This window comes from Gordonia lacunae, assembly GCF_002149015.1.
GTDB classification, from domain to species: Bacteria; Actinomycetota; Actinomycetes; order Mycobacteriales; family Mycobacteriaceae; genus Gordonia; species Gordonia lacunae.
In genome coordinates this window covers 95,878-122,712 of sequence record NZ_NGFO01000006.1, presented here as the reverse complement: position 1 = coordinate 122,712, position 26,835 = coordinate 95,878, and the positions used below count along the sequence as shown (strand labels likewise).

Annotated in this window: 20 protein-coding genes; 9 read left to right on the top strand and 11 right to left on the bottom strand. The window is 68.9% G+C overall.

Annotated features, from left to right (window positions below; genetic code table 11):
* Positions 1-3 precede the first annotated feature (3 nt).
* From CA982_RS06985 to CA982_RS06975, 3 genes are all read right to left on the bottom strand, one after another.
* Entirely contained in the window at positions 4-1,236 is a 1,233-nt protein-coding gene (locus CA982_RS06985; protein WP_086534601.1) for an acyl-CoA dehydrogenase family protein, read from the bottom strand.
* Positions 1,237-1,326: 90 nt separating this feature from the next.
* A complete protein-coding gene (locus CA982_RS06980) occupies positions 1,327-2,601 on the bottom strand; it encodes an AI-2E family transporter (RefSeq protein WP_244176155.1) in 1,275 nt (424 codons plus the stop codon).
* 156 nt (positions 2,602-2,757) lie between these two features.
* Entirely contained in the window at positions 2,758-5,154 is a 2,397-nt protein-coding gene (locus tag CA982_RS06975; RefSeq protein ID WP_086534600.1) for an acetyl-CoA acetyltransferase, read from the bottom strand.
* A gap of 186 nt (positions 5,155-5,340) precedes the next feature.
* On the opposite strand from CA982_RS06975, the gene CA982_RS06970 reads away from it, so the two are divergent.
* The 3 genes from CA982_RS06970 to CA982_RS06960 all read left to right on the top strand — a co-directional run bounded on the left by CA982_RS06970 (position 5,341) and on the right by CA982_RS06960 (position 10,174).
* A complete protein-coding gene (locus tag CA982_RS06970; RefSeq protein ID WP_086534599.1) occupies positions 5,341-6,582 on the top strand; it encodes an acyl-CoA dehydrogenase family protein in 1,242 nt (413 codons plus the stop codon).
* A gap of 28 nt (positions 6,583-6,610) precedes the next feature.
* Entirely contained in the window at positions 6,611-7,906 is a 1,296-nt protein-coding gene (locus CA982_RS06965) for a wax ester/triacylglycerol synthase domain-containing protein (protein ID WP_086534598.1), read from the top strand.
* A 597-nt stretch (positions 7,907-8,503) separates the two neighbouring features.
* Positions 8,504-10,174, top strand: coding sequence for an HNH endonuclease signature motif containing protein (locus tag CA982_RS06960; RefSeq protein ID WP_086534597.1), 1,671 nt, complete (start codon positions 8,504-8,506; stop codon positions 10,172-10,174).
* Between the two features lie 27 nt (positions 10,175-10,201).
* Here the strand turns inward: CA982_RS06960 and CA982_RS06955 are convergent, their stop codons facing one another.
* A complete protein-coding gene (locus CA982_RS06955) occupies positions 10,202-11,170 on the bottom strand; it encodes a hypothetical protein (protein ID WP_086534596.1) in 969 nt (322 codons plus the stop codon).
* 72 nt (positions 11,171-11,242) lie between these two features.
* Positions 11,243-11,827: an HhH-GPD-type base excision DNA repair protein gene (locus tag CA982_RS06950; RefSeq protein ID WP_086534595.1), complete on the bottom strand. Its 585-nt coding sequence runs from the start codon at positions 11,825-11,827 to the stop codon at positions 11,243-11,245.
* 48 nt (positions 11,828-11,875) lie between these two features.
* Here CA982_RS06950 and CA982_RS06945 point away from each other — a divergent pair, with 48 nt between their 5' ends.
* On the top strand, positions 11,876-12,421 hold the full coding sequence (locus CA982_RS06945) for a hypothetical protein (protein ID WP_086534594.1): 546 nt from the start codon (positions 11,876-11,878) through the stop codon (positions 12,419-12,421).
* Position 12,422: 1 nt separating this feature from the next.
* Here the strand turns inward: CA982_RS06945 and CA982_RS06940 are convergent, their stop codons facing one another.
* From CA982_RS06940 to CA982_RS06920, 5 genes are all read right to left on the bottom strand, one after another.
* Positions 12,423-13,085 (bottom strand): lysoplasmalogenase family protein, encoded by a 663-nt coding sequence (locus CA982_RS06940; RefSeq protein WP_086534593.1) that lies wholly within the window; start codon positions 13,083-13,085, stop codon positions 12,423-12,425.
* A complete protein-coding gene (locus CA982_RS06935) occupies positions 13,082-14,365 on the bottom strand; it encodes a lipase family protein (protein ID WP_086534592.1) in 1,284 nt (427 codons plus the stop codon). The genes CA982_RS06940 and CA982_RS06935 overlap by 4 nt, the downstream gene beginning before the upstream one ends.
* Positions 14,366-14,413: 48 nt before the next feature.
* Complete coding sequence (locus CA982_RS06930) at positions 14,414-15,316, bottom strand: hypothetical protein (protein WP_086534591.1); 903 nt, start codon at positions 15,314-15,316, stop codon at positions 14,414-14,416.
* 205 nt (positions 15,317-15,521) lie between these two features.
* On the bottom strand, positions 15,522-17,198 hold the full coding sequence (locus CA982_RS06925; RefSeq protein WP_086534590.1) for a SulP family inorganic anion transporter: 1,677 nt from the start codon (positions 17,196-17,198) through the stop codon (positions 15,522-15,524).
* 5 nt (positions 17,199-17,203) lie between these two features.
* Positions 17,204-17,863 carry a GAP family protein gene (locus CA982_RS06920; protein ID WP_086534589.1) on the bottom strand — a complete coding sequence of 220 codons (660 nt, stop codon included), beginning with the start codon at positions 17,861-17,863 and terminating at the stop codon, positions 17,204-17,206.
* 189 nt (positions 17,864-18,052) lie between these two features.
* Here CA982_RS06920 and CA982_RS06915 point away from each other — a divergent pair, with 189 nt between their 5' ends.
* Both CA982_RS06915 and CA982_RS06910 read left to right on the top strand, forming a co-directional pair.
* Entirely contained in the window at positions 18,053-19,879 is a 1,827-nt protein-coding gene (locus CA982_RS06915) for an alkyl/aryl-sulfatase (protein WP_086534588.1), read from the top strand.
* A gap of 24 nt (positions 19,880-19,903) precedes the next feature.
* Positions 19,904-21,805, top strand: coding sequence for an alkyl/aryl-sulfatase (locus CA982_RS06910; RefSeq protein ID WP_244176154.1), 1,902 nt, complete (start codon positions 19,904-19,906; stop codon positions 21,803-21,805).
* A 72-nt stretch (positions 21,806-21,877) separates the two neighbouring features.
* Here CA982_RS06910 and CA982_RS06905 read toward each other — a convergent pair whose 3' ends face one another.
* Entirely contained in the window at positions 21,878-22,708 is an 831-nt protein-coding gene (locus CA982_RS06905) for an Rv1157c family protein (RefSeq protein ID WP_086534587.1), read from the bottom strand.
* A gap of 300 nt (positions 22,709-23,008) precedes the next feature.
* On the opposite strand from CA982_RS06905, the gene CA982_RS06900 reads away from it, so the two are divergent.
* From CA982_RS06900 to CA982_RS06890, 3 genes are read left to right on the top strand one after another with little or no spacing between them, the layout of a single operon-like run.
* Positions 23,009-24,079, top strand: a complete 1,071-nt coding sequence (locus CA982_RS06900) for a thiamine ABC transporter substrate-binding protein (RefSeq protein ID WP_086534586.1) — start codon at positions 23,009-23,011, stop codon at positions 24,077-24,079.
* A gap of 28 nt (positions 24,080-24,107) precedes the next feature.
* Entirely contained in the window at positions 24,108-25,742 is a 1,635-nt protein-coding gene (locus CA982_RS06895; protein ID WP_086534714.1) for an ABC transporter permease, read from the top strand.
* The gene (locus tag CA982_RS06890) at positions 25,739-26,815 is read left to right on the top strand and encodes an ABC transporter ATP-binding protein (RefSeq protein ID WP_425269047.1); all 1,077 of its coding nucleotides are present in this window, start codon (positions 25,739-25,741) and stop codon (positions 26,813-26,815) included. The genes CA982_RS06895 and CA982_RS06890 overlap by 4 nt, the downstream gene beginning before the upstream one ends.
* Positions 26,816-26,835 lie beyond the last annotated feature (20 nt).

Sequence of the window (26,835 nt, the reverse complement as noted above, 5' to 3'; positions counted from 1 at the left end):
CCGTCAGAGACCGAGAGTCGCTTTGGCGAGGATGTTTCGTTGAATTTCGTTGCTACCGGCGTAGATAGAGCCCGCACGGTCGTTGAAGTAGTGCAGCGGTGCGACGGCCTGCCACGGTTCTCCGCTGACGTAGCCGTCGGTGGGCGGGGTGTACTGGAAGATGGGCCCGCCAGGTTTGGTGGCGTGTGGCTGGAAGACGCGGCCGTGGGGGCCGGCGGCCTCCAGGCTCAGGGTGGTGATCTCCTGGCTCAGCTCGGTACCGAGGATCTTCAGCATCGACGCGATGGAACCGGGGTCCTTGCCCGAGCTCATCGCGGCGAGCGCCCGGTACTCGAGGACCTCGAGGATCTTGGCGCGGACCTGCAGATCGGTGAGCTTGGCCGCGAACGCCGGATCCTCCGACAGCGGACCGCCGTTCGGAGCGGTCACTGACGCTGCGTCCCGGCCGAGTTGCTCGGCCATGACCTGCAGCGCCGGTGCTGCCGCGCCGCCCCCACGCTCGAACACGAGCAGGTACTTGGCGACGGTCCAACCGTCGTCGATCGTGCCGAGGACGTTCTTCTTGGGCACTCGCACGCCGTCGAAGAAGACCTGTGCCTGCACCTGCTCGCCGGATGCGAACACGAGGTTCTGTACCTCGATACCCGGCGAGTTCATGTCGATGAGGACGAACGTGATGCCCTGCTGCTTGCGTTCCTGACGCGACGTCCGCACGAGGCAGAAGATCCAATTCGCCTCTGAGGCGTGCGTGGTCCAGATCTTCGACCCGGTGACGACGAGATCGTCGCCGTCGTCGACCGCGGCCATCGACAGCGACGCGAGGTCGGAGCCGGACTCGGGTTCGGAGTAGCCCTGGCAGAAGAAGACGCTGCCGTCGAGGATGCCCGGCAGGAAGAAGTTCTTCTGCTCGTCGGTACCGAACGCCATGATCGCGTGCGACACCATGCGGATGCCCATCGGCGACAGCGAGGGTGCGCCGGCGAGGATCGATTCACGGCTGAAGATGTAGTGCTGGGACTGGGACCAGTCGCAACCGCCGTACTGCACCGGCCACGCGGGAGCGGCCCAGCCGCGCTCGTGCAGGATCGCCTGCCACTCCATCGAGGCCTCGTGGTCGGAGTAGACGCTGGTACGCAGCGTGCCCGCCGCGCGGAGTTCGGGGGTCAGTTTCTCGTCGAGGAACGCGCGGACCTCGTCGCGAAACGCAGCGTCGTCCGGAGACCAGTTCATGTCCATGAGTGGTGCGCAACCTATCTGTAAACGGTTGTGGTCAGATTGGGGTCGTCAGCGAATCTACCCAATGATCGGCGCGGTGCGTAGCCCGCCTCACTTTTCCGGGTCCGGTGTGACGCCCGGGGCCGACCCGGGGGTGGGATCGTCGCCTTCCGCCGCCGGGGTCGCGGGTGGTGCTGTCGTCAGCGGGCCCACGCCGTCCGCGTCGACGAATCTGCCGTCGCCGGGTGATTCCGCATCGGTCGGTTCCGGTTTCTTGGGTCGTGCGCCCGACGACAGCAGCACGTCCGCCCAGCGGGTCGCGGGGTCGATGTCGATGAGCAGGGCCTTGGCGAGCAGTGTCAGCGGAACCGCCAGGATCGCGCCCAGGGGGCCGATCGCCCAGGCCCAGAAGAGCAGGGACAGGAACGTCAGAGTGGTCGACAAGCCGACCGCGTCGCCGACGAACTTGGGCTGGATGACCGACTGGATGATCACGTTGATCGCGCTGTAGACGACGATGACGACGAGCATCTTGGTCGGTCCGCCGACGAGGAGGCCGAGCAGCGCCGGCGGGACGAGGCCGATGATGAAGCCGACATTCGGGATGTAGTTGGTGATGAACGACAACAGGCCCCAGAGGATGGGGAGCGGGATGGACAGCAACGCGAGGGCCACGCTGTCGAGCACGGCGACGATCAGGCCGAAGACCGTCGACACCCACAGATAGCTACGCGTCCCCTGGGAGAACGAACGGAACGCCGACGCGATGTCGGGCCGCATCCGGTCCAGGATGGTCATCCGGTCGTCGAAGCCGACCGAGTCAGCTGCCATGAACAGCAGCAGCGCGAGGACGAGCACGAGTGCCGAGGCGACACTGAACGTGCTGGCCAGCACGTCGGTCACCGCACTCACGACCTTGCTGGTGTCGACGTGGGAGATCATGTCCTGCACCTTGTCGTGACTCACGCCGTGACTGGTGAGGAAGTTCTGGAAGCCGGTGACGAGCTCGTCGAACTTGTCGTCGTACTGCGGGAGGATCGACGCAAGGCGTGCGACGGAGAACACCAGCGCCGCGAAGAGTCCGATCAGGATGCCGTAGACGAGCAGCACCGTCGTCACGAAGGCGGCCCACCGCGGGAAGCCCCTCCTGCGCAACCAGGTCGGGACCGGCTGGACGGCGACCGTCAGCATCAGCGCGAGGAAGACCGGTCCGACCAGCGACGCCACCGACTTGATGCCGCCGATCGCGACGACGAGGCCGGCGATCGTGAGGAGCACGATGGTCCCGCGCGGCAGTGTCCAATCGGGCGGATCGACCCGGTACGACGGTTGTGGCGGAGTGCGTTTGGATGACTTGGTCCCGCTTGCCTCACTGCGACCGGACATGGTGTGCCGCCTTTCTGGACACGACTGATGTGTCGGAACAGCGGCCACCCACACGCGGACACGCGCGTCAGTGGCCGCCGTCAAGTGTTCAGCATCCGGCGACCATCCGCGCGTTTTCGGCGTGCTTTCGCCCTCGTTCGGGTGCTCGGTGAGTTCTCAGTGGCCCTTCCAGTTCGGCGTCCGCTTCATCACGAACGCCATGATCCCTTCGAGGGTGTCGCCGCTGATCACCAGCGAGTCGAGCACCGAGGTGCTGGCGTGGACGGCGTCGACGGTGTCGGTGATGGCGTCGGACTGCTCCATGGTGGCGATCGACGCGCGTACCGACGTCGGGGAGGCGGCGAGGATCTCCTCGGCCACCCCGCGTGCGGTCTCGAGAACCTTTCCGGCCGGGGCGATCCGGCTCACGAGTCCGGCGGCGGCGGCCTCGGCGGCCGAGATCCGACGGCCGGTCAGGATCATGTCGCGCGCGAGCGCGGGTGGGATCATCCGGGGCAGGCGGACCAGCCCGCCGGCGGCCGCCGCGAGTCCTACCTTTACCTCGGGCAGGCCGAAGGAGGCATCCTCGTCGGCCACGACGATGTGGCAGGCCATCGCGATCTCGCAGCCACCGCCGAGCGCGAACCCGTTGACCGCCGCGATCACCGGTTTGGGCAGGCTGCGCCGTGAGGTCAGTCCTGCGAACCCGTTCTTCGGGACCGACAGGGCGGCCGGGCCGGCGGTCGCGGCGAGGTCGTTGCCGGCCGAGAAGGCCTTGTCGCCCTTGCCCGTCAGGATCGCCACCCACAGGTCGGGGTCGGCGAAGTAGGCCTCGAAGATCGAGTCGAGTTCGGCGTTGGCCGCGGGGTTCAGGGCGTTGCGCGCGTCGGGGCGGTTGATGGTCACCTCGAGCAACCGGCCGTCGCGACGGATCTCGACATGCTCATAGGACTCGCGGAACGCCGGTGCGACAACCGGATGCCGGGAGTTCATGGCCGCGGCGGTCAGGGCGACCCGGTTGCCCTTGTCGAACGAGCGCACGACGATCGGGGTGCCGACGGGGTCGTCGGAGGTCAGGAGCAGGTCGAAGAACTCGTCATCGTCGGAGTCGAGATTGGCGACGAATCGTGCGCCGAGCCCGCCCGGCGTCGTCGGGTCGACCAGCCGGCCGATGACCACACCGGTGCGGCGGCCGCTCTTCTGCGGGATGACCGTGTAGGTCTCGATGACTGCGGCGCCGTCGGCGTCGGCAATCGTGGGAACGGTTGCCACCGCGTCGAGTTCGGCCTGGAGCGGGCCGCTGGTGTCCGGACGCCATGGTGCCGGTGTCGTCGAATACACCCCGGCGGCATGCTTGCTCAGCACGCCGCCGTTGGCGACGACCAGACCGAACTCGCCCGGTGCTTGCCGGACCCGGGTGACGACCTCGGCGATCGCGTGCAGGGAGTAGTTGTTGCCCGGGCCGCCGAAGAACGGCAACCCGCCGGTCAGGGTCAGCCCGCGTGGATCGTCGGGCGCCATCCCGATCCCGTCGAGGACGTTGAACACCGCGATCGGGAAGCAGCTGTAGATGTCGACGACCGAGATCTCGTCGAGTCCGACTCCGGCGACGCGCAGCGCGTGCTGCACCGCAGCGGGAGCCGCAGGGGCAGAGCCGAGTTCGGGACGGGCCAGGACCGGACGTTCGACGGTCGACGAGTGGCCGTGCACGAACACCCATTTCGTCGGGTCGATCCCGGCGGCCTGCGCCGCCCGTACCGACATCACGACCACCGCCGCAGCCTGGTTCACCTGATCGCGCGCCACGATGTACCGGGTGAACGGATCCGCCACGACCCGGTTCTCGGGGGTGACGGCGACGAGTTCGGCGGCGGTGCGCGCCGTCGGTGCCGCCGAGTGCGGGTTGGCGGCGGCCACCTCGGTGAAGGGGGCGAACAACTCGCCCATCGTGGCGATGTAGGCGTCCCGGCCCAGTCCTGAGGCGTGCCGGCGGGCGTTCTCCAGCAGGGCGTACTGCGGCAGCACCGACGCGAGGCCGTGGCGCATCTCGGCGACCGTGATAATCCCCTTCAACCCGAAGCCGCGGTCGTCGAGCTGACCCCCGACCTCCTCGGCGAAGTCCGGCCGCTGATCCTCCGGCTGGGACATCAGGTGGCGGACGGTCGACATCACCTCGGCGCCGAAGATGACGGCGCCGTCGGAGTCGCCGGCGGCGATCGTCCCGGCGAGTTCGGTGAGGATCGTCTGCGGGGTCTGACCACCGGTCACCGCCTGGACCGCGCGGCGGGGGTCCACCCCGATCCGGTTGCCGACCGCGCGCGGCATGTTGTCCGGACGGCCCAGCGGTGACGACGACAGCGGGCTCGAGATCTCGAACGACCGGATCGCGGCGATGGTGTCGATCGACGCGGCGACATCGCCCCCGGAGTCGGCGAACGCGGCGGCGACCGCTCGGGCGGCGAGGTCGGCCTCACCGAGAGCCTCGTAGCCGGGATCGGTCAGGCGTTCCGACGCCTGGCCCACGCCGACGACGACGGGGGTGTTCGGATCGATATCAACGAGCGTTGTTGGCATAACCACTACATGTACACACTCGCGTGATCGTCGTCTCATCGGAGGTCGCCGACGAGCGTCGGGCGCCAGTGTGCGGCCGACGCGCCGGGAACGTCAGTGTTGCGGTCAGTGCGGTTCCAACCGTGGTCGGCCACTGCGGAGCGGACCAGACTGTCGCCGACCTGTCTGCGATCGAAAGGACCACCGATGACGTCCACCGTGTCTTCCACCGAACCCTCTACCAGTGCGTCCCCGGGGACGACCGATGAGCGGCTCGACGAGGTGTTCGCGCCGATCTTCGCGCGGATCGCCGAGGGCGCGGTGCAGCGCGAGGACGACCGGAGGCTCGCGCACGACGAGGTCTCGTGGCTGCGGGAGGCGAAGTTCGGCTCGCTGCGCGTGCCGGTCGAACTCGGCGGATACGGTGCGTCGATCCGGCAGCTGTTCCGGTTGCTCATCGATCTGGCTGCCGCAGAGTCCAATCTGCCGCAGGCCCTGCGCGTGCACTGGTCATTCGTCGAGGACCAGCTCGCCGCTCTCCCGGACGAGGCTGCGCAGCAGTGGTTGCGCAAGGTGGGTGAGGGGACGCTGGTCGGCAACGCCATCACCGAGCCCGGCGTCGGTGCCATCGACCGCTATCAGACGCGCCTCACCCCGGACCCGGCGAGTGCGGACGGCACCGGGTTCCGGCTCGACGGCACCAAGTACTACAGCACCGGCAGTCTCTACTCCGATCACATCCTCGTCGCCGCCGACTCAGACGGGGAGCGGGTCTCGGTCCTCGTCGACGCCGACGCCGACGGGGTGACCCAGCACGACGACTGGGATGGCTTCGGCCAGCGCCTGACCGCGAGCGGCACCACCGAGTTCGCGGGCGTCCGGGTCCCGGCCGAGCGTGTTCTCGGTCCGGGCTACGGCGGGGAGGGACGCACGTACGCGACCTCGTACCTCCAGCTGGTTCAGCTCGCGGTGCTGGCGGGTATCGCGGCGCGCGCCACCGACGACGTCGTGGAGTGGGTGCGCAACCGCACACGCACCTTCACCCACTCGACGGCCGACCTGCCACGCCACGATCCGCTCGTGCAGCAGGTGATCGGACGGCTGTCGGCCGCGGCCTACACGGCGCGCACGCTGGTCCTCGACATCGCCGCCGAGCTCGACGAGCTCGCACTCGCCGGCTGGGAGGACGCCGAACTGCTCGACCGCGTCGAGTTCGACGTCGCCCGTGCCCAGGCCGCGGTCATCCCCGCCGTCCTCGATGCCACCACCCAGCTGTTCGAGGTCGGTGGCGCGTCGATCACCTCCGAGCGCCTGCGCTTCGACCGGCACTGGCGCAACGCCCGGGTGATCTCGGTGCACAACCCGCTGATCTTCAAGCTGCAGGCGGTCGGCGACCACGTGCTCAACGGCACCGACCTGCCGTACGCCTGGAGCGCCGGACAGAAGTAGGGCGCGCCGCGCCGCTACGCTGGCGGCCATGCACCGGATGGCCGCGGCGGACGCGGCGTCGTACTGGATGTCGCGTCGCATCCCGAACGACGAGTTCCTGGTGTATTGCTTTGCCGCGCCGCGTAGTCCGATCGAGGACTGCGCGGCGCGACTCCGGCTCCGGGCCGCACACGTCGACGATCTGTGCCTCCGGATACGAGAGGTCCCGGGTACGGCCGACCGTCCGTACTGGGAATCCGTCCGGCCCACCGACGACCAGGTCCGGGTGGACCCGTCGAGCCGGACGTGGTCGTCGTGCCTGGAGCAGATCGCCGGACTCATCTCCCACCCGCTCGATCCGACCCGGAAGGCGTGGCGGGCGCACCTGTTCGGTCCCGTCGTCGACGCCCCGGGCGCCGCGGGCGCGGCCTACGTCGTCGTCCTGCAGATCTGCCATGCGTTGGGCGACGGACGTCGCGCGTCCCGGATCGCGCGGGAATTGTTCACTGCGCCCGCCACACAACGAGATCCGGGGCACGCGACCCATTCGCCCGGTCGCGAGCTGCTGGTCGACGCCGGGACGATCCTCGGTGGTGTCCTGCGGTTTCCCGGCGAGTTCGTCACGACGGCCCGGCGCGGGGTCCGCGCGGCGCGTCTCGCCTCGGCATCCGTGCCGGGAACGGCGGGATATGCGCCGACTCGATTGAACACCTCGCCCGGACCGCGTCGGACCCTTCGCATGTTGGTCGTCGAGCGTGATCACCTCACCGGCCACGATCGACCGGTGACGGTCGCGGTACTCACCGCGATCTCGGTGGCGTTGCCGAAGTATCTGGGTGACGCCGGGCGGCCGCTGGGCGTCGAGCTGACGATCGGACGAGCAGGGGAACCTCAGGCCCGCAACCACTTTCGCAATTCCGGAGTGGGCCTGCACGTCGACGTCGACGATCTGGGCGAGCGCGCGCGACTCATCGGCGCCGGCATCGCCGCAGCCCGAGCGGCCGAGGCGGACCCGCTGCGGGCCGCGCGACGTCGGGCGTCCGAGTCGACCCCCGCGCTTCTGACCCGCTGGGGGATCGACGCATTCGACCTCGACACCCCGCCCGACACCGTCACCGGCGTCACGGTGGTGTCGTCGGTGAACCGTGGCGCCGCCGATCTCGACCTCGACGGAGGTGAGATCCTCTTCACCACAGGATTTCCCGCACTCTCGCCGGCTCAGGGACTGACGCACGGCGTACACGGGATCGGTGACCGGATCGCCATCTCGGTGACGACGAGTCCGGATGTCGCGGCCGATGTGGACTGGTACATGGAGCTGCTCGCGCGGGTGTTGGGTGGCTGAGGGGTCTGCCGCGGCCCGCCGCCCGGGGTTGGCTGTCTGAGCCGGAAGCGCCGCGGCTCCTCCGCTCCCTAATCCGAAAGAAGTGGACCCCATCGCTCCCTGAGGGTGCGAGGAGCGCAAGCGACGAGCCTCGAAGGGTCTGGTGCCCCAGACAGCGAAACCCTTCGTGACGCTTGCAAGCTTGCTCCTAAACCTGGGTCCAGCGGTTGGGCCCGCGACCGACAGACTTCAACTCGACCGATGGACTTCGATCGAGGTCTGGCAGTCGAGTTGAGGTCTGTCGGTCACGAAGGCTTCGGCGACCGGGGTTGCGACCCTTCGTGACGCTCGCGAGCTCGCTCCTCAGGGCGCAGGGGTGGCGCTCGCGAGCTCGCTCCTCTGGGAGCAGGGTGAGGCGCTCGCGAGCTCGCTCCTCTGGGAGCAGGGGTGGCGCTCGCGAGCTCGCTCCTCTGGGAGCGCGAGCTCGATGCCGGCGGGGCCGCAGATACCGGGACTGATCATCGGACGCGCGATTTCTTGTCGGTGATCGGGTCTACCGTGCATGTATCAGTTGGACCGGCAACCAGGCCGGGCGGCAACGACTTCGGGGGAGTCACTGTGGGGGCATGGACCGATCTGCCGGGCGAGTTTCTCGCCGGGGTCGATCCTGCCCGTCCGGCCGACGCCGACACCGCCGCCCACATGCATCGTCTGGGGTCGATCCGTGCCGGGGAGTCGTATCTGGCGTGGTGCCGGTATCAGACGATCCTGGTGCTGTGTGACCGGTTGTTGAGTTCGGTCGGCAACAGTTACGTGTCCGACGGTTTCGGCGACATCGTCGCCCGGGTCTCGCGGGAGGCCGGGATCACCCGCTACCGCGCCGGGGCGATGGTCGATGAGGCGTTGTGTCTTCGTAGTCGGCTGCCGCGGGTGCTGGAGACGTTGCGCGACGGCATCATCGCCCCGCACCAGATCCGCGAGATCATCGGCCGCACCCACCTGGTGTCCGATGATCACCTTCTCGATCCCGATGACCTCGACAGCCGCCGGATCATCGAGGTGCTCGACGCATCCATCGCCGCCTTGCTGCGGAATCGGGTCGGGTCGTGGTCGACGTCAGGCTTGCGTGACATGATCGACCGGCTGGTCTTCGGCCACGACGCCGACGCTGTCCGCGAACGACGCCGCGAAGCGCTCGACACACGAGGCGTGTGGACCGAAAACCACGGTGACGGGACCGCGGAGATCACCGCGGTCATGGCCGCCGAGAACATCCGGGCCTGCGACGCCTCGGTGCGTGCGCTCGCGGCATCGGTGTGCGACCGGGACGGCCGCACCCGCAGCCAACGCAACTCCGACGCCATGTGCGCGTTGCTCACCCGAACAGCGTTCACGTGCGCATGCGGACAATCCGACTGCACCGCACCACCCGTCGATCCTGCCGGCGCGGCGGCGGGTGCCGAGATCGTGATCCATGTCGTGACCGACGCCGACACGTTGGCCGGTGGGTCGGGGCCCGGGTGGGTTGACGGACACGGGGTGATCTGCGACGAACACGTGCGTGATCTCGCCGCGCGGCCCGATGCCACCCTGAGCCCGGTCACCCCGGTGCGCACACCACCGGCGCGGGTCGCCGCCGAGGACGAGTGCACGCGGACCGCCGAGTCCGTCGCACCGAAGCCGGGTACGGCCACCGTGGTGGTCTTTCCAGGCGCGCTGCCCGGTGACCCGTATCGCCCGACCAGTGCATGTGCGGAGTTCGTGCGTGTACGGGACGGTTACTGCACCGAACCCGGTTGCACGCGTTCGGCGTTCACCGCCGATGTCGACCATGTCGCCGAGTACGACCACGCCCGGCCCGCCCGCGGGGGTGCGACGTCGAGTGAGAACCTCAACGCCAAATGCCGTGCCGGTCATCTGCACAAGACGCACAGCGACTGGACCGATGTGCAGTACCGCGATGACCACGGCCGACTGGTCACCGAGTTTGTGACGCCGGAGGGTTTCGTCATCCCCGGCGAGGCCGAAACCCTCGAAGACCTGTTTCCCAACCTGCGCCGTATCCGATTCGAGCAAGCCGCGAAAGCCCCGCCGACACCGCGGATCATCGTGCCGGAACGAGGACACCGACCGCCGCGCACGATCACCGAACGAACCGCCGCGAAACACGCGAAGCGGCGAGAAGAACGTGCCCGCAACAAGGCGCAGCGCGAAGCGGAACGGCGAGCCCGGAGCGAGGCAGCCCACCATCAGCCGACAACCCACGACGACGAGCCGCCGCCATTCTGAGTGACTGCGGCGTGCAGGGTCCGGAGGCTAGGCCCGCGGGTACCCGTTCGAGTCGGCGGGAGTGGCGTCTCCGTTGCCGTTGCCACCCGACCCCTTCGGCGGACGGGTGAGCCGCTTGGGAAGTCGTTCGGCCAGGCCGCCGAGGGGTGCGACCGTCTGATTGAGCAGGTCCACGGTCTCGGCCAACTCGTGCACCGTGTCCTGCATCGCGAGCAGGTTCGGCGCGAGTTGGCCGATGACCTCGGTCAGCTCGGTGATCCGGTCGAGCGGACCGCCGGGAGCGATGGCCCGTTCGACGGCGCCGTCCTCGCCGACGAGCTGATCGAGCAGCCCGCCGTCCGCGGCGAGCCGGTCGAGGATGCCTCCGGCCGCGGTGACCTTCTCCAGCACGCCGTCCGGTGCCGTCAGCTTGTCGACGATCCCGCCCTCGGAGGTCAGACGTTCGAGGATGCCCTCGTTCTCGGTGAACTGGTCGACGACGCCGCCTGCGCGGGTCAACCGATCCAGCGGGCCGTCCTTGGCGGTGAGCCGGATCAGGATGCCGCGTTCGTCAGCCATCTGATCGAGGAGCCCGCCTTTCGCGGTGAGCTTCTCGAGGGGGCCGTCGGATGCGGTCAAGCGGTCGATGACGCCGCCCGGATTCAGCAACCGTTCCAGTGGGCCGCCGTTGGCGAGGATGCGCCCGAACGGCCGGTCGGGTCCGAGCAACTCGGACAGCTGGTTGAGGAGGGCCAACGGCGTGCGGGCACTGCCCAACTCATCGGCATCGACCCCGACGGCCAGCGCGAGCTCGTGCTGGACGCTGCTGGCGGTCACCCGGGCGATGGTGACGGCGGATTCCGCGGCGCTCAGCACCACGCCGGTGACGGCGAAGCCGACCCGGAACGGCATCTCGACGAGCGCGCGGCCGGGATCGAGGGCGGCCTGTCGACGCTCGACTTCGCGTCGACCTGGGACGGGACGGCCGGAGAGAGACCGATCCGGAAGGGACTCCATGGTGTCCGACCCTAGGCCAACGGGTGTGTATTCGGGGTGAGGGTTGCGCGATTCCGGCGGGCGGTGTCGCTCCTAGGAGTCGGTGCCCGAGGTCTCCGCGGCCTTGGCCGCCTTGGCTGCCTTCTTGAAGTCGCGGACCTTCTGCAACGAATCCGGGCCGGTCACGTCGGCGACCGAACGGAATCCCTTCTTGCTGTAATCCCCGGCGACCTTGGTCCAACCCGACGGCTTGACGTCGAGTTGCTTGGCGACCAGGGCGACGAAGATCTTGGCCTTCTGGTCGCCGAAACCGGGCAGTGCGCGCAACCGCTTCATCAGATCGGCACCGTCGGCGGCTTCGGTCCAGATGCGTGCGGCGTCGCCGCCGTACTCGTCGGCGACGACCTTCGCGAGTGCCTGGACCCGCCCGGCCATCGATCGTCCGTAGCGGTGGATGGCCGGGGGAGTGGCACACAGGTCGGCGAACGCCTCGGGGTCGGCGTCGGCGATCTCGATCGGGTCCATGGTGCCGAACCGGTCGCGGATCTTGGCCGGCCCCGCGAACGCCCGTTCCATCGGGAACTGCTGGTCGAGGAGCATTCCGGTCAGGAGGGCGAACGAATCGCTGGAGAGGAGTTCGTCGGCCGCGGGTTCCTGGGCGATCTGGATCTTCGGCATGGGTCGATTCTGGCAGACGGCACAGGTGCGCGGCTCTAGACTGCCTCCATGATCAGCGGGGAGAACACGGGCGGCTTCGAGAACAGCAGGCCACGGCGCGGGCGCTTCGGGGTGGGGACGATCACGATGGTGGTCGGAACCGTGATGGGCCTGGCGGTGTCGCTGTTCGGTTCCGGTGTCGCCACGGCAGCGCCGGCCGACGACGGGGCGAACTACGTCACCACGCTGCGATGCGACAGCGTCAACCCGTGGCCCGCGGGCACGGTCAAGGTCCGCGTCGACGTGTTCAACCAGATCCGGTACCCGGCCGACGGCCTACCCGGCCCGGTGATCGCGCTCATCGGCACGGACCGCGCCAAGCGCGTCGCACTCGAATACACCTACGACGTGTCGGTGTCGTGGCGCAATCTGCGCACCGGGCGGACTGGTGTGACGACCGTTCCCGGCCGGGGTTACACCGTCAAGTGGCAGGTCGACATCCACCCGGGGAGCGGTCCCGTGACCTTCACGATCCGCCAGAAGATCGGTGCGCTCGCGTTCTTCCCGATGACCAACCCGCAGTATTCGACGTGCTCGGGTCGCGCTGTCGCGTGACCTACCGGTCGGCGAGTCCGCCGACCAGAAGGTACTGCGCGGTGAAGTAACTCGCGAGCACCCAGGCCTCGCCGGCGACTCGGAGTCGTGGATCGGTGACCAGGTGCCGTCGATTGACGATCGCGAGATCCGACAGCAGGAAGAACCATCCGCCGGCGCGCATGCGCGGCTGCGGCGCGGGCATGTCCGAGGCCAGCGCCGACATGGTCGCGAGCGTGTTGCCGTATGTACTCAGCACCGGCAGCAGTGCCGGACGGTGGCGGGCCAGGACCGTCGCCGACTCGGCGAGGATGCTCACCCGCGGTGCGACCGTACGGACCGACGGCCGTGCGCCGGCGCGCCACATCGCGGCCGCATAGCTCAGCTGCGCACCCGCGAAAGACGTGGCACCCCTGCGGAGAAACCGATCCTTCGCCGCCGGATCGCCGTGTTCGAACTCCTCCTGCAGCATGAACCGGTCCCCGGCCGCCGAGAATCCGAGAACGGCCGCCAAGGCGACGGTGTCGGCGACCGGACGACGTCGGGCACCGGCGGCCACCCGTGCTGCGAGCAGCAGGATCGGCATCGGCTTGGTGATCTCGGCGCTGCGTCGGCCACCAGCGGATCCGCTGATCGTCGCTGCCGCGGCCGCGGCCGCGTAGGCGATCCGGAATGCTCGACTCACCGCAGGATTCGGGCGACGAACCCACGGATGTCGGTGTCGGAGAATCGCTTCGACTGCGCTCCGTCGAGGGTCAGATACGTGCGTGCCGACACCTTGGTGTCACCGCTGCGCGCGTCGTTGAGGTACTTGAGCGTGAGCGGCACGACGACGGAGGTGTCCTGCAGGGTCTGCGTCATCAGAACCGGACGTTCGAAGCCGCGAGTCGGCAGATCGGTCGCCTTGGTGAGCAGAGCGGTGAGCTCGGTGTTCCCCGACAGCGGCTTGGTGAAGAGTGAACCGATCGCGAGCCCGTCCACCTCACGGGCGAACTCGGTCACACACGAGGCGGCGGCCTTGCTCATCCACTTCTTGCCGGTGTCGGTGAGGTAGGCGTCCACGTCGATGTCCGGTTGCGCGTTGCGGATCGCGCTCAGCGTGTACAACGCGTCGGCGGCCAGCCCGGACGGCATCGCGGCCGAGGACGGACCGAGATTGGCCACCAGCGAACCGAATTGGGCCGGGATCGAACTTGCTGCGGCGCCCTTGAAGTCGAGTTTGCCGCCCTGGATGGTCGGCGCCAGCCGGGCGAGGGTGATGGCGGCCGCCGCACCCTGTCCCTCGCCGACGACCGCCCACGAGCGCGACAGATTGTCTCCGATGTCCCGCGAGGCGCGCACCGCGTCGACGATGTTGCGGGCGGTGGCCTCCAGGTCGTAGTACTGCGGGGTGCCGGGTGTTCCGACGCCCGCGTAATCGGTGCTGACAACGGCATATCCGCGTCCGAGCCAACGCTTGAGTTCCTCGGTGTCCTCGGCGGTGGGCCGCGTCGATGGCGCGCACTTGTCGGCGATGCCGCGTGAACCGTGCGCCCAGGCGACGATGGGCCAGCCGCCGGCGGGCGCGCGGCCGCTGGGCACCATGAGCACGCCGGAGGAGAGGTGCGCCTTGCCGTCGGCGCCGGTGCTCCAGTAGGTGAAGTCGTTGCCTGACGCCGCGCCCGCGACCGTACGTGCCCGGGGGAGTTCACGATTGGCGTAGACAGCGCCCGGGGTCTGTCCCGGACCACGCGTGTCGACCGTGCCCGCGTTGTCGTCAGCAGGGGCACCGGCGTCGTCGGACGACGGCCCGGACGACGGGGCGGACGTGCCCGGTGTCGAGGTGCCCGGGGCGGGCTCGGCCGCGGCGGTGGCCGTCAGACCGGCGACGGCCGGAGCCACGACGATCGTGAGAGCCGCTGCGGCCGCGAGGGCCCGGGTGAGGTGGGCACTCCGGGGTTTCGAAGTGTTGCCATGGGGGTTCATGTGTCGTCAGTTCGTTCTGTGCGAAGAGGATGCCGAAGATGTTGTGGCTCAGGCGTTGACAACGCCGACGGCCGGTAGGAACCAGCAGTTCTGGGTGCCGTTGCTCGCGTTGCCGAAGACCGCCGACAAGATGGTGCCGCTGCCGGTCTTGACCGGTGCCAGCCGGACCCCGGACAGCAGGGGCAGCGCGGTCAGCGCGGTCCGGTCGGTGATCGGGTCGAGATCGGCGAAGCCGCCCTGCAGGGTGCTGGTGTTGAACCAGGCGACCTGCATCTTGCCGCCGCTGCCGGCCGTCGGCGAGGCCGGCACGAACGCGTAGGCGGTCTCTCCCTTGTCGACGAGGTTCAGCTTCTCGGGAAGCTTGACCCCGGGGATCATGTCGAGCAGCGGCTTGAGCTGGGTCAGTGGATCGGTCTTCATCGGCCACGGACCTGCCACGGCTCCCGCCCCGGCGGTCACGAGACCGAGCGGGTTGTCGGCGGTCGGCGCGGTGCAGAACGGCGCCACCGACGGGGTGAGTGTCTGGATGCCCAGCGTGCGGAGGAGGGCGATGGGATCGGTCGGCGCGGCGGCGGGCGTGGCGGCCGATGCGGGTGCACCCTCGGCGGCGGCCGGCAGCGGGAGGGCTCCCGCGCGACCGGCGATGTCCTCGACCGACAGCTGGCCGGCGCTGCCCATGATCGTCTGCGCGGCCTGCACGGCGATCTGGTCGACGCCCGCAGCCTTCAGCAGGCGGATCGCGCCCGCCAGCTCCGCGTCGAACGGGATCGACAGCGCACCGAGCATGTTGGAGGGGACGAGCGGCTCCGCGGCTGCGGGTGCCGACGTGGCGGTGAGCGTGGCCGCCGCCATCGCAACGCCCATCAGCCCGGCACCGCATCGCCGGATCGCGCGGTTGCGAGTGACGCGAAGGCCGGCGTCGGGGCGTGTGAACCGAGACGTGAGGGACATGGCTCTCCTTCGGGCAACCGGTCGAGACAACCGGATAGGGCGATCGAGCACCCGCCACGTGTGGCGGGTGTGACAGATGGGACTTGAGTTACAAGAGACCACGTCGGCGTCGACCCCGGCAAGTCGCGAGTCCGACCTGTGACATGGGCGCGATCGGCGAGAGACCGAACCCTCGACGACCTGCGTCTTCGGACGAAGTGCCCGCTCAGTCGCGATCGTCGGCGATGGCTGCGGCCACGCTCGGGTACAGCGGGATGGGGTCGTCGGGATCGGCTGTGGTGAGCACGTCGCGGAACTGACCGATGTCGCGCGCGACCCGGAGATCGACCCCACCGCGTCGCAGCGTCCGCCGCACCTCGGCCAGCATCCGCACCGCGCTGACGTCGATGAACGGCGACGTCTCGGCGTCGAGCACGATCAGGTGGACGTCGGTGGCGCCGGCGACGATCTGGTCGCGGACGTGGTCGGCGTTGGCGAAGAAGAGGCCGGCTTCCACACGCAGCACCCGGACGCCCGGAACCGTCGGCAGTTCGGGGTGTCCGTCGATGTCGACCCACCGGGTCTCGGCCCGGACCAGTGTCGCGACATGCGGTTTCGACACCCGGTACAGGAGTAGCAGCAGCGATACGGCGATTCCGATGACCAGGCCGGGCAGGGTGTCGAAGACCAGCACGCCGAACATCGCGGCGATCGCCGCCAGGAAGTCGAGTCGGGCGGACTGCCCGTAGATCGCACCGAGTCGGGAGGTCCACACCCGGTACAGGTCCCGCAACGCGCCGATGTCGACGAGTTCGAGGACCGCGGCGATGACCACCGCGGACAGCACCGCATCGGGCAGTTCCTCGAACAGGGGAGTGAGGACCAGCAGGGTGACCACCACGAGGGCCGCCGCGGTGAGTCCGCTCAGCTGGGTGCGCGCGCCCGCTCCGCCGTTGACCGCGGTCTTGGACAGGCTGCCGTTCACCACCATGCCGGAGGCGAGCCCGGCGCCGACGTTGGCCGCCCCCAGGCCGGCCAGTTCGCGATTCGCGTCGACTGTGTACCCGGCCTTGGCCGCGTACGTCTTCGCGGCGCCGAGTCCCTCGGCGAAGCCGATCACCAGGACCCCGACCGCCGGGCCGATCAGGCCGACGAAGTCGTCGAGGTCGACCCCGGCGGGAAGCCCCATGGCAGGCAGTCCCGCGTCGATGTCCCCGACCACCTCGACCCCGCGGGAATCGAGCCCGAAGAGATGCACGGCGCCGATACCGAGCGCGACGACGACCAGTGATCCCGGGACCAGGGGCAGCCACCGACGCAGCACGAGGACGACGACGAGGGCGCCGACGCCGAGCACCGCGGTGCGCCACTGGACGTCGCCGAGACCGGTCAGCACGCCGACGAGCTGTTCGAAGAAGTCTCCCGACGACTTGTCGACGCCGAGGAGTGCCGGGACCTGTCCGGTGATGATGGTCAGGGCGAGCCCGATGATAAAGCCCTTGAGCACGGGCTCGGAGATGAACGAGGCCACGAAGCCGAGGCGGAGGAGTGCGGCGAGGAGACCGATGACGCCCGCGACGACGGCCAGCGCCGTGGTCAGCGCGATGTAGCGCATCGTGTCGCCGCCGGCGATCGGGGCGATGATGGCCGCCGAGAGCGCCGCCGTCGCCGACATCGGACCGACGACGAGATGCCGCGAACTCCCGAAGGCGGCGTACAGGATCAACGCCGGGACCGCCGCATAGAGACCGACCACAGCGGGCACCCCGGCTATCGAGGCGTAGGCCAGCGCCTCGGGTACCAGGACCGCCCAGACGGTCAGACCGGCGACGACGTCGGGTCGCAGGAAGGTGCGGCGGTAACCCCAGAGGGACGGGAACGCGAGCCGGGCGCGGTCGGTCATGGTCCCTATCCGCTCGCCGCGCCGATTCCCTTGCCGATCAACACGATTCCGATCACCAGGATCAGCACCGCCATCACGGTCGCATTGTTCGCCTGCAGCCAGGACTTCAGGCTGTCGAGAGGTCCGCGCAGACGGGCGGCCGCGACCTGATATCCGACGACGGGCACCACGACCGAGGTCGAGGCGAGAACGGCGAACACCGCGACGGCGACGATGTCGCCCGAGACCGACAGCGCGCCGGAGGCGATCGTGACCCCCGCTGCCGCGCAGAGTACGAGGTTCTTCGGGTTGATCGCCGCCAGCGCGAACGCGATTCCCAGCGCGGTCACCGGACGCATCTCGTCGATGGCCGACATCCATTTCGGTGTCGCGGATTCCTTGTTTCGCGAGCGCCACTGCCGCAGACCGACGACGAGCAGGACGACACCGAGCGCGATCTTGACCCAGCCGGTGCTCGACGACGAACCACCGATGTCGACCGCACTGCCGAGCGCCACGAACACGGCCACCGCGACGACGATGCCGAGGAGCCATCCCGCCGCGAATCCGATGCTCGTCGTGCGCGCGTGGCGTCCGAGGAGCATGAGAATGGCGGCGATGATCGGGATCGGCGACACCGCGACACCCACCGCGAGAGGCAACAACTCTCCGAGTACGGATCCCATCGAGAACTCCTCACGAAATGGTGGCCGACAATGTAGTTTGTACGCCATAAGGGTGGCGAATGTCGGATTGTTCGCGTGAGAGACGTGGATCGACCTATCCGGCAAGCCATTTCGCGTCTGTTCGGCCGATGTTCACTTGATCTGCCCATTTGTTGTTCCGTCGGGGGTATGTCAGAGGAGGCTTGTTCAGTGTCACCAGATCTTTCCGATACCACCGATTTCGAGAATGCCGACCGGGGATTCGTCGACACCCTGGACCCGTGTGTGATCACCGATGACACCGGTCGAACGATCTGGGACATGCAGGCTTACGGGTTCCTCGATGACGACTGTCCGGAGACCGCCAATCCCAGCCTCTGGCGGCAGGGCCGCCTGTGCCGCAAGAACGGGCTCTACGAGGTGACGGCCGGCGTCTACCAGATCCGCGGATTCGACCTGTCGAACATGTCCCTGATCGAAGGGGACACCGGCGTCATCGTCATCGACCCGCTCGTGTCGGTGGAGGTCGCGGCCGCCGGTCTGGCCCTGTACCGCAAGCACCGTGGGGACCGTCCGGTCACCGGGGTCATCTACACGCACAGTCACGTCGATCATTTCGGCGGCGTCGAAGGGGTCATCGACCGCGACACCGATGTCCCGATCATCGCGCCGCACGGTTTTCTCGAGCACGCCGTGTCGGAGAACGTCTACGCCGGAAACGCGATGAGCCGGCGCGGGATCTACCACACCGGGGTGCTGCTGCCCCCGGGGCCGCGCGGCCAGATCGGCGACGGACTCGGCATCACCAACTCCACCGGCCGGGTGTCGCTGATCCCGCCGACGGTCGACATCACCCGGACCGGGCAGACCGAGGTCGTCGACGGGGTGACCATCGAATTCCAGCTGACCCCCGGCACGGAAGCGCCGGCGGAGATGAACTTCGTCTTCCCCGATCTGCGTGCCGCCTGCCTGGCCGAGAACGCGACGCACAACCTGCACAATCTGCTGACCCTGCGCGGCGCCCAGGTTCGAGATGCCAAGGCGTGGTCGAGATATCTCGACGAGGCCCGCCGGCTGATCGCGGGGCACGTCGACGTCGTGTTCGCCTCCCATCACTGGCCCACCTGGGGAGCCGAGGCGATCGACGGATTCCTGGCCGGCCAGCGAGATCTCTACGGATACCTGCACGACCAGACCCTCCGGTTGCTGAACCAGGGTCTCACCGGCGCGGAGATCGCCGAGGAGATCGACGGCAACATGCCACCGGCCCTCGACGACTCCTGGCACACGCACGGCTATTACGGCGCCGTCAGCCACAACGTCAAGGCCATCTACCAGCGTTACCTCGGCTGGTTCGACGGCAATCCCGCGCGGCTGTGGCAGCACCCACCGCGTGAGTCGGCGACGCGGTACGTCGACTGCTTCGGCGGCGTCGACGCGGTGGTGTCCAAGGCACAGGAGTACCGAGAGGCCGGCGATCTGCGATTCGCTGCCGAGCTGCTGGACAAGGCGGTGTTCGCCGAGCCCACCCACGAGGGGGCCAAGGCCGCTCTTGCAGAGGTGCTGGAGCAACTCGGTTTCGGTGCCGAGTGCGGGACGTGGCGCAACTTCTACCTGACCGGTGCGCAGGAACTGCGCGACGGGATCGCCCCGCAGGCGGTGGACATCGGCGCCGGGATGGCTCTCGCGCTGACCGTCGAACAGATCCTGGACTCGCTGGCGATGCGCATCGACGGCCCTGCGGCGCACCGACTCTCGGCGACGATCGACTGGGATGTCACCGATGTGGGTGAGTATCACCGATCGGTGCTGTCCAACGGCTTCTTGGCGCACCACCTCGCGGAATCAGGGGCGGCATCAGGCAAGGCCACCGACGCCGAGCTCGTGTTCCGGGTGACCAAACCACAACTGCTCGGACTGCTCGGGGGAGGGGTCGACGCCGAGTCCCTCGACCACACCGGTGATCTCGCGGCCTTCACGCGGCTCGGCGGTGTGCTCGTCACCTACGACCGTGACTTCCCGATCGTGACGCCCTGAGCAACCCGAGAGGAGTATCCGAACGTGTGTACCCAGCCCAAACCCCCTGATGCCCACACCATCTCGGCCAACCACGCCGCGCGCGAGCGCTACGCGATGGACGATGTCGAGGACTTCGCACTCAGTGCCCGCGGACTCATCGCCGAACTGCCGGGCAACGTGCTGTCCGACTCCGACGGTTCGGTCGTCTTCGACGCGGCCGCCCTGGACTACATCGACGACGACGCGCCCGCACCGGATTCGGTGAATCCCAGTCTCTGGCGCCAGTCGCAGCAGATCCGCCGCGGCGGACTGTTCCAGGTCACCGACCGGGTGTATCAGGTGCGCAACAACGACATCGCCAACCTCACCATCATCGAGGGTGAGGACGGACTCATCGCGATCGACTGCATGGCGGGCGTCGAGTCGGCGCGTCAGGGCATGGCGATGATCCGGGAGCACGTCAGCGACAAGCCGATCGCCGCGGTCATCTACACCCACACCCACATCGACCACTACGGCGGCGTCAAAGGGGTCGTCGACCCCGATGACGTCGCATCCGGCAAGGTCCCGATCATCGCGCCGGGCCACCAGTTCGACAAGTACGCCATCGGCGAGAACGTCGTGGCCGGCAATGCGATGGCCCGACGCGCCAGCTACGCCTTCGGCAGTCATCTGCCACTCGACCCGCTCGGCCACATCACCTGTGGCATCGGCGTCGTCAGCACCAAAGGGCCGGTCGTGTCGTACATCTCGCCGACCGACCTCATCACCGAGACCGGAGCGCGTCGCGAGATCGCCGGCATCGAGTTCGAGTTCCTCTACGCGCCCGACACCGAGGCGCCGGAGGAGATGCACATCTGGATACCCGAACTGAAGGCGCTGACCTGCGCCGAGAACGCGAACCACACCCTGCACAACATCCAGACCCTGCGCGGCGCGCGGACGCGGGACGCACGCAACTTCGCTCGCTACCTCGACGAGACCCTCGAGCGGTGGGGTGACGAGGCGGAGGTGCACTACGGTCCGCACACCTGGCCGGTGTGGGGAAACCGTGAACTCGTCGGATTCATCGAGTCACAGCGCGACGCCTACAAGTACATCCACGACCAGTCGCTTCGTCTGGCCAACAAGGGGTACACGCCGCTGGAGGCCGCCGAGGCTCTCGAACTCCCCGACGAGCTACGCCTCGCGTGGCAGAACCGCGGGTATCACGGCACGCTTCATCACGACGTGCGGGCGGTGTTCACCAAGGAACTCGGCATGTGGGACGGCGATCCCGTGTCGCTGCATCCCCATCCGCCGGTCGAGGCCGCCCGCCGCTACGTCGACCTCATCGGTGCGCCGGCGATTCTCGCCGAGGGGCGCCGGGCGATCGAGGAGGGCGATCACCGCTGGGCGGTGGAGATCCTGCACAAGCTCGTCTTCGCCGACCCGTCCGACACCGAGGCCCGCGAGCTGCAGGCCGATGCCTACGAACAGATGGGTTATCAGGCCGAGGGCCCGCAGTGGCGCGGGATCTTCCTGACGGCCGCCAAGGAGTTGCGGGAGGGCCCGCTGCCGCCTCCGTTCACGACCGCGAGTGAGGACTCGATCCTGGGCATGCCCATCGACATCCTCTTCGACTTCGTCGCCGTGCAGATCGACGGTGACAAGGCCGCCGACGCCGACATCCGCGTGAATCTGACCTTCAGCGACAGCGACGCCCGGTGGACGATGTGGGTGGCACGGGGCGTCCTGAATGCGCGCGAACACCACGCCGACGACGCCCGGGCGACCATCTCCGGTCCGAAGGCGGCGCTGACCGGCGCACTGCTCCGGCCGGGTGCGGCGTCGCAACTCGCCGACAGCGGAGCCATCACGATCGACGGCGACGCGAGTGAACTCGACAAGCTCGCCGCAGTCCTCGACACCGCCGATCCGAGCTTCCCGATCGTGACCCCCTGAGCGTTCACCTCGCAACGACGAAGGCACCCCGGCTCATCGCCTGGGTGCCTTCGTCTGTGAGAGGAGAAGTGGTCAGATGATCGCGAGTCCGATGACCGGGACGATCGTGCAGGAGACGACCTTGCCCTTCGTCTTGGTGGTCACGTTGCCGTGGATCGCCGAGATGACGCGTCCCTTGCCGGTTCGCGAGATACCGGTGAAGGTGCCGGGTCCCTCCTGGACGTTGATCTTCGGGTTGCGCTTGAGCGTCGTGGTGCCCGTGCGGCCGGTGTCGACGTTGAACCAGCTCACCGTGAGGGGTGCGGCCTTGTTGTCGATGGCCGGGCCGGTACCGAGCGAGGTGTAGACGTAACCGCTCTCGCCGCGCTTGGGGCCGGGAGCGGGGGCTTCCTGCGGGCCGGCGGTGACCAGGGCGCGTCCGAGTGAACCGCCGCCCGGGATGCATCCGAGGCCGAAGGTCGGGTAGAGGAATTCTTGGATCTTCGGGGCGTTCGGGCCCTGCGGGATCTCCGGATCGCCGGGCTTGCGCTCGGCGGCGAGCTCGCGCGCAGCCTGCTTGCGGCCGGGTTCGCCCAGGAAATCGGCGATCGAGCGCCAGATCTTGCTGACCTCCCCGGGCATCCCGGGGGTGTCGGCGAACGACTGGGCCTGACGGAGCAGATCGACCGAGACCTTGCCGTCGGGTCCGGGGGTGGCCACCGAACCGATGATCGCGGGTGCGAACGCGCCGAGTGAGTCCAGCACGCGCTGGTCGACCTTCGGTGCCGGCGCGGCCTGCGCGGCCGCCGGCAGTGCGAGCGAAGTCGCTGCGGCGAGCGCCGACACGGCGACGACGAGGCGACGGGTCCGGAGTCGATGCGGGGCGTTGCCGGATCGCAACCTCGGTGGCCGGGAGAAACGCACTGGTGTGTCCTAACGGTCGTGGCGCAGGCGGGAGAGCCGGGCTGCGCCTCGTGGTCGTGTCATCCGCCCGGGTGTCGGGTCGCGGACAGCCCATCCTCTCACCCGAGTCGTCGCGGGTCATTCTAAGCCCCCCGCGGGTTCCAATGTCCAGACCGAGACTCTGTTACGGGTGAGGTTTATGTGGTTATTGATGCAATTGTTACTCAAGTGAGGTGAAGATGGTCGACTCGTGCACTCCCTCGGCAACCTGGTTGGATGAGAAGAATCGGGAACTCGCCGGCGGTCGAAGAGGAGTCTGATGTGAACGAGCTGCGTACCGACGGCTTGTCGGGCCGTCGACGCGGGAGATCGCGACGGACGCGGGTCGTCGTCGCCGCGGCCGCGATCGCACTGGTGGCGACGAGCGCGACCGCATGCGCCGACGATTCGTCGTCGGGCGCGGAGGTCACCCTGCTCACCCACGACTCCTTCGAACTGCCCGAGCCCGTACTCGACGCGTTCCGCCAGGAGACCGGGCTGGCCTTGAAGATCGTGAAGTCCGGCGACGCCGGGCAATTGGCGTCGACGGTGTCGTTGACGCCGGGCGCACCGAAGGGCGATGCGGTCTTCGGCATCGACAACACCTTCGCGTCCCGCCCGATCGACGCCGGCGCCCTGGAACCCTACGAGTCGCCGGCCGCCGCCGGCGGTGCCGCGGAGTACGCGGTACCCGGCGCCGCGGGGCAGCTGACGGCCGTCGACCGCGGCGATGTGTGCCTCAACATCGACAACGGCTGGTTCGAGTCCAGGTCGCTCACGCCGCCCGCGAGTTTCCGCGATCTGACCCGACCAGAATTCGCCTCGCTCACCGCGGTGACCGACCCCGCCACCTCCTCACCGGGCACGGCGTTCCTGCTCACCACGGTCGGTGCGCTCGGCAACGGCTGGCAGGACTACTGGAAACAGGTCGTCGCCGGCGGCGCGACGGTCGTCTCGGGCTGGGAGGTCGCCTACAACCAGCTCTTCACCGCCGGCGAGGGTCGCGGCGACAAGCCCATCGTGCTGTCCTACGCGTCGTCGCCTGCGGCCACGCCCGGGACGAGCGCGCTGCTGGACAGCTGCTTCCCGCAAATCGAGTACATCGGCATCCTGAAGGGCACCCGGAACTCCACCGGGGCACGCAAACTCGTCGACTTCATGCTCAGTCCCGCTGTGCAGAAAGAACTCCCGTCGTCGATGTACGTCTACCCGGTGCAGCGGGACACCCCGCTGCCCGCGGGCTGGCCGGCGCGCGCGGAGGTGCCCGCCTGGATGTCGTCGCTGCCGCCGGCCACGATCGCGGAGAATCGCGAGATGTGGCTCGACCAGTGGCGCGCCGCGGTCGGTCGGTGATGCCTCGGTGACCCGCCCCGGGACGGCGATGACCCGGGCGTCCCGGGCCGCCGGACCGGTGGCGCTGTGGCTCCTCCCGGCACTGTTCATCGTGGTGCTGTTCGCGTGGCCGGTCGTCGCACTCGTCCGGCGGGCCGTCTCGATCGCCCGCGACTCGGGGACGGGTCTGGTCGAACTGCTCGAACGTACCGACGCGCTGGGACTTCTCGGCGTCACCCTGGGTCAGGCCGCGGCCTCGACCGTCCTGTCGATCGCCGCCGCCGCACCCATCGCGTGGCTGTTCGCCCGAGTCCGCGGAACCACCGCTGTCGTCCTCGCGGTCGTGGTGACCGTGCCGTTCGTCCTGCCCACGGTCGTCGTGGGCGTCGCATTCCGTTCGTTGCTGTCGGGCCCACTCGCGTTCTTGCACATCGACTCCGGCCTGCCGGCCGTACTCGCGGCCCATGTCTTCATCAACATCGCCGTGGTCGTACGTGTCGTCGGCGCGGCCTGGCGCACTCTCGACCCACGGCTGCTCGAGGCGGCCCGGTCGCTGGGCGCGAGCCGCATACGGGCGACGGCGACCGTGGTCGTGCCGCGGCTCGTGCCCGCGATCGCGTCGGCCGCGGCGCTCATCTTCCTGTTCTGCTCCACCAGTTTCGGCGTCGTGATCATCCTCGGTGCGGGCGAGCTGCGCACCCTGGAGACCGAGATCTACACCCAGGCCATCGGGTACTTCCGCATCCCCGAGGCGGTCGCACTGTCGATGCTGCAGATCGTGGTGGTGCTCGCGGCGTTGCTGCTGACTCGGGTGTTCGCCGATCCGGCCGGCCGCGGATCGGGTGGCGGTGCGCGGCGGGCCGAACGCGACCGCCGGGTCGCCGGCGGCCGGTGGACGCGGCCGGCCGTCTGGGCGGTCGGGGTGTGGACGGCGGTGCTCCTCGTCGGGCCGGTCCTGGTGCTCATGGTGCGGTCGGTCCGGCCGGTCGCGCACGGCGACTGGACCTTCGCCGGGTACCGCGCACTGGCCGAACCGGTCAACGGGGTGACGCCGCTGGAGAGTCTGCGGTACTCGCTGGTGACCGCGACCGCGGCGACCGCGATCGCGTTGGTGGTGGGCACACTCGCCGCCGTCGCGCTCCACCGTGCCCACGGGGTGGTCGGGGCCATCGGTTCGGCGATGTCGCTGGTGCCACTCGGTATCAGTGCTGTCACACTGGGATTCGGATATCTGATCGTGTTGGCGTCGCTGCCCTACGAGATCGCCGCGTCCCCCGCGGTCATCCCGCTCGTCCAGGCGCTCATCGCGATACCGGTGGTCATCCGGATCATGATGCCCGCGCTCGAATCGGTGCCGGCCCGGCTGCGGCACGCCGCGGCGACGTTGGGAGCCCGTCCGATTCGGGTGTTCGCGACAGTCGACCTGCCGATCATCGGCAGGTCGATGGGAGCGGCCGGCGGTTTCGCCTTCGTCATGGCCCTGGGCGAGTTCGGCGCGACGAGCTTCCTCGCCCGCGCGGACACGACCACCCTCCCGGTGCTGATCGGGTCCGCGCTGAACCGGCCGGGTGCCGACAACCTGGCGACCGCCATGGCCGCCTCGGTGGTCCTGGTCATCGCGACGGTGCTCGCCGTCGTCGCGGTCGAAGCCTTCCGTCCCCGCTCGGAGGTTCCGCTGCTGTGACCTCGATTCGTTCGAAAACCGATGCACCCCGGGGCGATCGGACCTCGCTGGAGGTTCGTGATCTCACCATCGCGTACGGCGACGACACCGTCATCGACGGCCTGTCCTGGCGCCTCGGCGGAGAGGGTTCGCTGGTGACCGCGATTCTCGGCCCGTCGGGGTGCGGCAAGTCGACCCTGATCCGGGCGATCGCCGGACTCGAGTCGCCGGTCCGGGGAACGGTGCGGTTCGGCGGTGTCGACCTCGCCGGTGTGGAGGTCCACCGCCGGGACTTCGGCGTCGTCTTCCAGGACGGTCAGCTGTTCGGCGGGCGCAGCGTCGCGTCGAACATCGGGTACGGACTGCGGATGCGGCGCTGGTCGCGCCGCGCCATCGCCGAACGCGTCGCCGAGATGCTCGACGTGGTCGGCCTCACCGGCTACGACAGACGTCTCGTCGACACCCTGTCGGGTGGACAGGCGCAGCGCGTCGCGCTGGCGCGTGCGCTGGCCCCGCGCCCGCGGCTGCTGTTGCTCGACGAGCCGCTCGCGGCCCTTGACCGACGTATGAGAGACGAACTGGCGGTGGAGATCTCGGAGATCGTCCGCGCGGCCGGTGTGCCGACGATGGTGGTCACCCACGACCATGCCGAAGCCGCGACCATGGCCGACGAGATCGCGGTGATGCGAGACGGCGTGATGATCCAGACCGACGCCCCGGCGGGGCTGTGGCGACGCCCGGTCGACGAATGGACCGCACGATTCCTCGGCGCCACGACCGTCGTCGACGCGCAGGTCCGGTCGGGCGTCGCCGACACCGTGCTCGGCGAGATGCCGCTCGACCGCCCCGACGGCAGCCGCAGGCTCGGCCTGCGGCCCGAGTCGGTCTCGATCGGCCCGTCGTCGCCGGGGACGGACGAGGACACCGGCGCGACGGCGACCGTCATGCTCGTCGCCGAACTCCCGGCCGGCCCGCGCGTGCGCATCGACACCCCGGTCGGCGAGATCGACGCCGTGACAGACGCAGCGGTCGCCGTCGGCGACCGGGTCCGGATGCGTCTGGTGCCCGAACGCGTCGCGGTGATCGGGCCGTGACGACGCGCGCGGTCGCGAGG

Excerpts from the sequence above, each read along its gene's own strand:
- CA982_RS06920 (WP_086534589.1), bottom strand. The coding sequence starts at position 17,863 with ATGGGATCCGTACTCGGAGAGTTGTTGCCTCTCGCGGTGGGTGTCGCG.
- CA982_RS06975 (WP_086534600.1), bottom strand. The coding sequence starts at position 5,154 with ATGCCAACAACGCTCGTTGATATCGATCCGAACACCCCCGTCGTCGTC.
- CA982_RS06980 (WP_244176155.1), bottom strand. The coding sequence starts at position 2,601 with ATGTCCGGTCGCAGTGAGGCAAGCGGGACCAAGTCATCCAAACGCACT.
- CA982_RS06965 (WP_086534598.1), top strand. The coding sequence starts at position 6,611 with ATGCACCGGATGGCCGCGGCGGACGCGGCGTCGTACTGGATGTCGCGT.
- CA982_RS06970 (WP_086534599.1), top strand. The coding sequence starts at position 5,341 with ATGACGTCCACCGTGTCTTCCACCGAACCCTCTACCAGTGCGTCCCCG.
- CA982_RS06935 (WP_086534592.1), bottom strand. The coding sequence starts at position 14,365 with ATGAACCCCCATGGCAACACTTCGAAACCCCGGAGTGCCCACCTCACC.
- CA982_RS06930 (WP_086534591.1), bottom strand. The coding sequence starts at position 15,316 with ATGTCCCTCACGTCTCGGTTCACACGCCCCGACGCCGGCCTTCGCGTC.
- CA982_RS06955 (WP_086534596.1), bottom strand. The coding sequence starts at position 11,170 with ATGGAGTCCCTTCCGGATCGGTCTCTCTCCGGCCGTCCCGTCCCAGGT.
- CA982_RS06950 (WP_086534595.1), bottom strand. The coding sequence starts at position 11,827 with ATGCCGAAGATCCAGATCGCCCAGGAACCCGCGGCCGACGAACTCCTC.
- CA982_RS06985 (WP_086534601.1), bottom strand. The coding sequence starts at position 1,236 with ATGGACATGAACTGGTCTCCGGACGACGCTGCGTTTCGCGACGAGGTC.
- CA982_RS06895 (WP_086534714.1), top strand. The coding sequence starts at position 24,108 with ATGACCCGGGCGTCCCGGGCCGCCGGACCGGTGGCGCTGTGGCTCCTC.
- CA982_RS06945 (WP_086534594.1), top strand. The coding sequence starts at position 11,876 with ATGATCAGCGGGGAGAACACGGGCGGCTTCGAGAACAGCAGGCCACGG.
- CA982_RS06925 (WP_086534590.1), bottom strand. The coding sequence starts at position 17,198 with ATGACCGACCGCGCCCGGCTCGCGTTCCCGTCCCTCTGGGGTTACCGC.